Here is a 7,256-nt window from a genome sequence, read left to right as displayed (position 1 = left end):
TAAAAGTACCGCACCACCTGCATTAAAATTCATACTTCCTCCCACACTAACGTTAGCAGGTGCAGAAATATAAACATCGTTTGCAAACCGCAATGTTTTACGATAAGTCCAGTTAGATGCCCCGGTATTATCATAATCCATTGCTGCATTATTTGTAATATCATAAGCATGTCCATCTGCAGAAAAACTACTGTTCAGGGAAAGATAAGCAGGTGCTTGAGTACCAAAAACAGCTTCCGCTTCAAATACCCCTTCAAAATGATATAACCCCGATCTGTTAATGGTTATAGTGGAGCCGCTGATAGTAACATCAGCGGTGTTTAAATTGTAAATAACGGAATATAAAAGAGGGTTGGGTTCAAACGTTCTTGGTATAGATGCAGCAAAACGTGTAGTGTTAGAAAAAGCCGCATTTGTCCATACAGGGTCTGCCGATCCGCTAGAAGTAAGTATTTGTCCTGGCGTTCCCGGGTTTCCGTTAAGTTGCAGTTGCCCGCCAATATTGGTGTTGCCGGTTATTAAAGCCGGGCCGCTAAATGTTGTGCCGCCTTCCGCAAAAAAATAAACAGCCCTGTTTGTAGCGTTGGTACCGGCGCCAACAAAAGCAAGTGCATTGGTGCCAAATGCATTGTACCCAATTTTTCCTGCATTCACCTCTTTGCCCGCCACGCCGGCACCTAATTCAATTAAATTTAAGCCCTGCACTTTTACACCCCCGTTTATATGCAGTTTGGCAGTAGGAACAGCAATGCCTGTACCTACATTTCCATTGGGTAATATTACCAACGAGTTGGCGGCATTGTTAGGGCCAAAATCTGAAGATGATGAAAAAAACAACCCTTCTTCTCTTATACTTTTTATTGAAAAATCTGTATAAACGACGGGAGAGCCGCTGTTACTTAAAATAAGTTGTGTGGTATCTGCTATACTGCCTGCACTTATCTTTAATGTACTTCTTAAAGGGTTTTTTATTTCCAGTTTTTCTGTTGGCGTGATGGTGCCAATACCTACATTTTGTGCCGTAATAAATAATGGGCAGGTTAATAAAACAAAGAGGTACAATTGCTTTTTCATGTGCTTTAAATTTTAAGCAAGGTATAAAAGCAATTAACGCTGGTCAATTACACATTTGGGTGATATTAATCCAGCATAATTATTTTATGCTGTAATGCTTTTGCAACGGCTTCGGTGCCGCAGTTTACATGCAGTTTGTGGTAAACATTTTGCAAATGGCGCTTTACAGTATCTACAGAGATAGTACAAACATTGGCAATCATTTTATAAGAATTTCCCTTTACTAAAAGTTCTAAAATTTCTTTTTCTCTTTTGGTAAGATTAAATTTATTTTCTGTTACATTTTTTTTTCTGAAAAAATGAAATACTTTTTGTGCCACAAAAGGGCTCATGGGTACGCCGCCTTCCATTACTTCCTGCAGGCTTTGTATGAGTTGTAACGGGGCAATATTTTTTAATAAATAGCCATCGGCGCCATTGCAAATACTGTCGAATATGCGGTTATCATCATCAAACACGGTATGCATTATTACTTTTACATCAGGTGTGTGCTGCTTTATTTGTTTTACACCTTCAATGCCGCCAATACCCGGCATATCAATATCCATTATCACCAGTTCGGCTTTCAGCATATCAATACAGCCTACCGCATCATCGCAATTATCAAACGAGCCCACTACGCTAAAATTCTTCTCCTCATTCAATAAAGTTTCAAGCGATTGCCGCAGCTTTGTATTGTCTTCAAAAATTAACAGCCTGTAACTCATGATAGTAAAAGTAATACCTTAAATCAAAAAAAATATAACACATTTGGGTAGTACTATACAGGTATTATTAAATCAATAACAGTACCCTGCTGCGGAGCAGTGGTAATTTTTAATACTCCTTTTAAATTAATTGCCCTTTGCTGCATATTGTGCAGGCCGTTACCTTTTTTAACGGTATCAAAATTAAACCCAACCCCATCATCTTTTATGGTAAGCTGTAATTTGCTTGCCGAAATACCAAGTTCGATCACTGCATTAGCTGCTTTGGAATATTTAGCCAGATTATTTATAATTTCTTTAAAAATAAAATATAAATCTCTTCTTTTATACATTTCTAATTTTATCTCATCCGGCTTTTCAGGAAATCCCACTTTATAATTAATATTTTTCCCATCCATCATGTCGGCAGCATATCTTTTCATACGAAAAAAAAGATTTTCCAAATTATCGTACTTAGAATTAATATTCCATACAATGTCATTTAATCCCTCGCTTACATGTTGTATATCATCGCCAGCTCTTTCTAAATATTCATTTAGTTTAATGGTATTGCCGGCACTGCGTTTTGCCAATTCATTTAAAATATTAATATTGCTTAATGAAGCCCCTATATCATCATGTAAATCACGGGCTATATCATCTCTGATAACTTGCAGTTTTTGTTGTGCCAGTTTTTCTTCATCTGCCAGTATTTTGTTACGGTAAGCAAAACTGCTGAAAAACATAATTATTTCCATAACCACACCTAATGCAGTATAAAAAATCCACTGGTTAAACGGAAATACATTAGCAGGATAATTGAGTATGCCTAATGAAAAAAGAAATCCTAAAACCGAGCCGATAAAAAAGAATAGTGTACCAATAATTAAAATATGGGCAATAATGTTTTTTACCCTGATGTAAACTAATACAATACTAATAATGCCTAAAGGGATACAGCAAACCTGTAAAAGGGTTCGTATAATTTCGCCTGTTGTATCTGCAGGAAAAAATAAATAAGATACTAATATTAAAAATAAAAGGGAAAGATAAATTTTTAAAATCACCTTAATCCATTTATATAAGATGATATCTTTTGTACTTAAACTTAAAAATGCAAGTACAAAATAAATATAAATGCTGTAACTCAGTACCAGAAGCGGTAAGGCTAAAAAATATCGTATTATTTTAAAAAAAGCAGTAGGGTAGCCGGCAGCTTCGGGGCCAGATGAAAATATAATAGTAAAATAACAATGGTTTATCAATAAATACAATACATAGTAAAGGTAAGTAGGTTCTTTAAAAAGCAGATACTGTATAAAAGTAATAATCGATAAAAAATAAAAAAGGCTGCTTATCCCAATATGTAAAAAAATTTCTTCATTCTCAGCCTTTGTGTTAACAAAGGTTTTGTAAGAAAGTAAAATGTTAAATACAAAAAAAAGCAGTAAAATAAGTGTTGAAAACAACACTTTATTTTTACTGCTTAACATCATTAAGTATAATGGTTTCTTAAAAAAAAAAAAAATTATAATTTTTCAAAACGCCCCTGCACATAATCCCAGTTCACTACATTCCACCAGTTGTCAACATAATCTGCTCTTTTATTTTGATACTTTAAATAATAAGCATGCTCCCAAACATCTAATGCTAATAATGGTGTGCCTTTAATTTCGCTGATGTCCATTAAAGGGTTATCCTGGTTGGGGGTGCTGCCCACTTTTAAATTTTTATTTGTATCAGCATACAGCCATGCCCACCCGCTGCCAAACCTGTTTTTGCCTGCATCGCCAAATTGTTTTTTAAAATCTTCAACACTTCCGAATGCCTTTGTTATTGCCAATTGCAAATTGCCCATTGGCTTATTGCTTTCCTGCTTAGGTCTCATGCACTGCCAAAACATTTCGTGGTTGTAATGGCCGCCGCCATTGTTACGCATTTTAGGTGTATATTTTGAAATTTTTGACAGCACATCTTCTAATGGCTTTGTAATATCAACACCTTCGGCTGCGGCGGCATCCTTTACATTTTTACTGTAAGCTGCTGCATGTTTGCTGTAGTGTATTTGCATCGTCATGGCATCAATTATATTTTCCAACGCATCGTATTTGTAGGGTAGTGGTTGCTGATCGAAACCGGTTGAAGGTATCGTTTTTAAAATATTTTTTCCGTGTGCACAGGAAGTAATAAAGGCACCTGCCGTGCTTAATCCCATACTTAATGCAATAGTGCTTTTGGCAGAGTCGGTAATAAATTTTCTGCGGCTTTTTGATGTTGTTTTCATCATTAATTATTTTGGGGTGATTGATTATTTTTTTGCTCTCCTAAATGTACTTAAAAAAGGCTTTATTCTTTTAAAAGACCGGTAATAAAATTCTTTGCTGAATAACTGGGAATCATGCATGGCTTTGTAGGTAAGAAAAATACCAATTGGTACCAATACAAAAATGGCCAGCCACATTCCGGTAAAGGGGGTGGTAATTTCTTCTTTCACAAATTTTTCGCCAAACATGTTCAGCAGGTGAAAAATTAAAAAGAAAATTATAGCTACCACCAGCGGCATGCCCAGCCCGCCTTTGCGTATGATGGAGCCTAATGGCGCACCTATAAAAAATAACACCAGGCAGGCAAGGGAAAGAGAAAATTTACGGTGCCATTCTAATTTATGAAACTTTATATCAATCTTTTTTGCAGCTATTTCTGTGCCATTATTTTGAAGACTGCTTCGTAAATAATTGGCTGTTGTAATGGCCGACTCATAAACGGTAAGCCTTGCAGAATCGGGGATAAGTTTGTCGAATTTATCAACTTGTAAAGTATCAATGTTTTTTTTCCAAATGCTGTCGTTAATATTTATGTAATGCAAATAGCCATTCAATTCTTTTTTCATTTTTGTATTAAGAGAGTCCCTTATTTTATTTATAGAATCTAATGAGTTACTCAGCTGGCGCACACTCTTCATCTTAAAATTACTCCTGTAAATACTGTCGGGTGTATTGTTTTTTTGCAAAGCACTTAAATCGAATAATTTTTTAAAAGTTTTAAATCCCAGGCGTATAAATTCTGTAGAAGAGTCGCCGGAATTGCCTCTTTCAGTATAGCGGTAACCATTCTGTAAATTAAATTCTAAAAACTTTTTATCTTCCGATACGGTCATCACACCAGTTTCGGCAACAATACAATTATCCTGCAGGGAGTTGGTTTGTTCGTAAATCAACACATTGTGAATGGTTTTATTGTCTTCATCTTTTTTACCCACTTTAATAGCATACGTGGGTATATAGGTAAAAAAAACACCTTCCTTTAAATCGAACGCAGGCTTTTTGTAAAAAATATCGTTGTATAAGGTTACAAATTTTAATTGGGTGTAAGGAATAACATAATTAGCAAATAAAAAAGTAATACCACTTAATAAAATAGCCACAAATACTAAAGGCCGCATAAAACGTAATAAGGATATGCCGGCAGATTTTATGGCTACCAATTCAAAACTTTCGCCCAGGTTACCAAAGGTCATTATAGAAGAAATAAGAATGGCAATGGGCATAGACAGTGTTAATAAACTGGCGCTTGCAAACCATAAAAACTCACCGATCGTAACAAAATCCAGGCCTTTACCCACCAGGTCATCAATATACTTCCAAAGGGTTTGCATCATCAAAACAAAAAAGGCAATAAAAAAAGTTGCAATAAACGGCCCTAAAAAAGATTTAAGAATAAGTTTATCTAATTTTTTAATCATACCCTTGCCTGGCGTTGCTGTTAAAAGTTATTTGTAAATTGTAAAGATATTATGACTGATAAATCAAAATTAATGCTTTCTGCGGAGGAACTGCAATTGGTAAGCGCCACAAGCTGGATTTTAACTAAACGTAAAATAATTAACAATGTAAATATTTTCTTTGCAAATTTTGCAGATGATATGAAAGCTGCAGTGATGGCAGAAAAAGAATGGCTGCCCCACGCCGTTACATCATCTACACCAAAAATTGCCAAAGGCGAAAATTATTTGCAGTTGCCTTATTTAATTTTAGATTACCCACGCTGCTTTGATAAAGAAAATGTTTTTGCCATACGCACTATGTTTTGGTGGGGCAATTTTTTCAGCTGCACATTGCATTTATCAGGTAATTATAAAACTATGTTTCAGCAAAATTTGATAAATAATATCGGTGCTTTGCCGCTAAATAATTTTTACCTCTGCATTAATGAAGTGGAGTGGCAGCATCACTTTGAAGAAAATAACTTTATAGCCTTAAACAAACTCAGCAGTGCGGAAATAGAAAAAATAATAGTACAACAGCACTTTACAAAAGTGGCTGCAAAATTTTCGTTGCATCAATCGAATGAAATAGAGGTGTTGCTGGAAAAATCTTTTACAGATGCATTGCACCTGCTGAAATATTAGCTGCCTATACGGTGAAAAAGGTCTTTAACCTGGTATTCCCACAACTGGCTCTGGTCTTTAATTTCTTTTTTTTCTGCAAAATCTTTTACCACCAAAATAGTTTGATTGGTAACTTCAGATTTTTCAATGCTCCACTCAAAATATTCTCCCTTGGGCATGTGCAGCCAGTGAAATCGCACAAATTTATCTTCTTCCATTTCTAATAACTCTGCTTTATCAGTAGTGCCATTCCACGAAAAACTGTACACACCATCACGTTCATCTACTTTATCTGCAAACCATTCCTGCAATCCTGCAGGCGTAATTAAAAATTCATACAATATGCCTGGCGAACATCTAACCGGGTATTCTAATGTAAATAATACTTTCTTACTCATTCTTGTTGTTTAAAAAATCCTTGAACCATGCAATAATAGTAAAATAATCACGGTGGCAAAATATTTTATCATTTATTTTTAGCATACTTATTAACATATTACATTGCGAAAACCATTTTTTAAAGCAACTGACATACAGAACTTTACAAAAAGTTATTTGGTGAGATACTTTAAATACTATAAATTACGTTAATAAATACGGAAATTTTTTAACAATTCGTTAACCGTAAATCGCTTTCTGTACTTAACCCCCAAAAACAAGCAGGCTTATGAGCATGCGTCAATTAAAGATCACAAAGTCTATCACCAATCGTGAGAGCCAGAGCCTGGAGAAGTACTTACAGGAAATTGGTAAGGTAGAATTAATAACACCCGAAGAGGAAGTTTCCCTCGCCATCCGAATTAAAAATGGTGATCAGGGTGCTTTGGAAAAATTAACCAAGGCCAATTTAAGGTTTGTAGTATCTGTTGCAAAGCAATATCAAAATCAGGGCTTAACATTACCCGACCTGATAAACGAAGGCAACCTCGGCCTTATAAAAGCAGCACAACGTTTTGATGAAACAAGAGGGTTTAAATTTATTTCCTACGCCGTTTGGTGGATACGCCAAAGCATTTTACAGGCATTGGCCGAGCAATCACGTATTGTAAGGTTACCTCTGAATAAAGTAGGCCTCAGCAACAGGATCAGCAAAGCCTATTCTTTACTGG

8 protein-coding genes are annotated in these 7,256 nt (G+C 35.4%); 2 read left to right on the top strand and 6 right to left on the bottom strand.

Annotated elements, in window-relative coordinates; genetic code table 11:
- The 5 genes from ACY65O_RS16290 to ACY65O_RS16270 all read right to left on the bottom strand — a co-directional run.
- A partial coding sequence (locus ACY65O_RS16290; protein WP_462221919.1) for a hypothetical protein occupies positions 1-1,074 on the bottom strand: 1,074 nt, incomplete at its 3' end.
- A gap of 65 nt (positions 1,075-1,139) precedes the next feature.
- Positions 1,140-1,781 (bottom strand): response regulator, encoded by a 642-nt coding sequence (locus ACY65O_RS16285; RefSeq protein ID WP_462221918.1) that lies wholly within the window; start codon positions 1,779-1,781, stop codon positions 1,140-1,142.
- A 53-nt stretch (positions 1,782-1,834) separates the two neighbouring features.
- Positions 1,835-3,253, bottom strand: coding sequence for a sensor histidine kinase (locus tag ACY65O_RS16280; protein ID WP_462221921.1), 1,419 nt, complete (start codon positions 3,251-3,253; stop codon positions 1,835-1,837).
- Between the two features lie 35 nt (positions 3,254-3,288).
- Entirely contained in the window at positions 3,289-4,044 is a 756-nt protein-coding gene (locus ACY65O_RS16275) for a superoxide dismutase (protein ID WP_462221917.1), read from the bottom strand.
- A 24-nt stretch (positions 4,045-4,068) separates the two neighbouring features.
- The gene (locus tag ACY65O_RS16270) at positions 4,069-5,502 is read right to left on the bottom strand and encodes an LptF/LptG family permease (RefSeq protein WP_462221916.1); all 1,434 of its coding nucleotides are present in this window, start codon (positions 5,500-5,502) and stop codon (positions 4,069-4,071) included.
- A 51-nt stretch (positions 5,503-5,553) separates the two neighbouring features.
- Between ACY65O_RS16270 and ACY65O_RS16265 the strand changes: the two genes are divergently transcribed.
- The gene (locus tag ACY65O_RS16265) at positions 5,554-6,168 is read left to right on the top strand and encodes a hypothetical protein (RefSeq protein ID WP_462221915.1); all 615 of its coding nucleotides are present in this window, start codon (positions 5,554-5,556) and stop codon (positions 6,166-6,168) included.
- Here the strand turns inward: ACY65O_RS16265 and ACY65O_RS16260 are convergent.
- A complete protein-coding gene (locus ACY65O_RS16260) occupies positions 6,165-6,545 on the bottom strand; it encodes an START-like domain-containing protein (protein WP_462221914.1) in 381 nt (126 codons plus the stop codon). The genes ACY65O_RS16265 and ACY65O_RS16260 overlap by 4 nt on opposite strands.
- 275 nt (positions 6,546-6,820) lie before the next feature.
- Here ACY65O_RS16260 and ACY65O_RS16255 point away from each other — a divergent pair.
- Positions 6,821-7,256, top strand: a 436-nt coding sequence (locus ACY65O_RS16255) for a sigma-70 family RNA polymerase sigma factor (RefSeq protein WP_462221920.1), incomplete at its 3' end; no start/stop codon positions are given.

It is taken from the genome of Ferruginibacter sp., assembly GCF_031430955.1.
Classification (GTDB): Bacteria; Bacteroidota; Bacteroidia; order Chitinophagales; family Chitinophagaceae; genus Ferruginibacter.
This window is presented reverse-complemented; position numbering and strand designations above follow the sequence as displayed.

What these genes read in the sequence shown, in the direction of transcription:
- ACY65O_RS16285 (WP_462221918.1), bottom strand. Translation starts at nt 1,781, where the DNA reads ATGAGTTACAGGCTGTTAATTTTTGAAGACAATACAAAGCTGCGGCAA.
- ACY65O_RS16280 (WP_462221921.1), bottom strand. Translation starts at nt 3,253, where the DNA reads ATGTTAAGCAGTAAAAATAAAGTGTTGTTTTCAACACTTATTTTACTG.
- ACY65O_RS16275 (WP_462221917.1), bottom strand. Translation starts at nt 4,044, where the DNA reads ATGAAAACAACATCAAAAAGCCGCAGAAAATTTATTACCGACTCTGCC.
- ACY65O_RS16270 (WP_462221916.1), bottom strand. Translation starts at nt 5,502, where the DNA reads ATGATTAAAAAATTAGATAAACTTATTCTTAAATCTTTTTTAGGGCCG.
- ACY65O_RS16265 (WP_462221915.1), top strand. Translation starts at nt 5,554, where the DNA reads ATGACTGATAAATCAAAATTAATGCTTTCTGCGGAGGAACTGCAATTG.
- ACY65O_RS16260 (WP_462221914.1), bottom strand. Translation starts at nt 6,545, where the DNA reads ATGAGTAAGAAAGTATTATTTACATTAGAATACCCGGTTAGATGTTCG.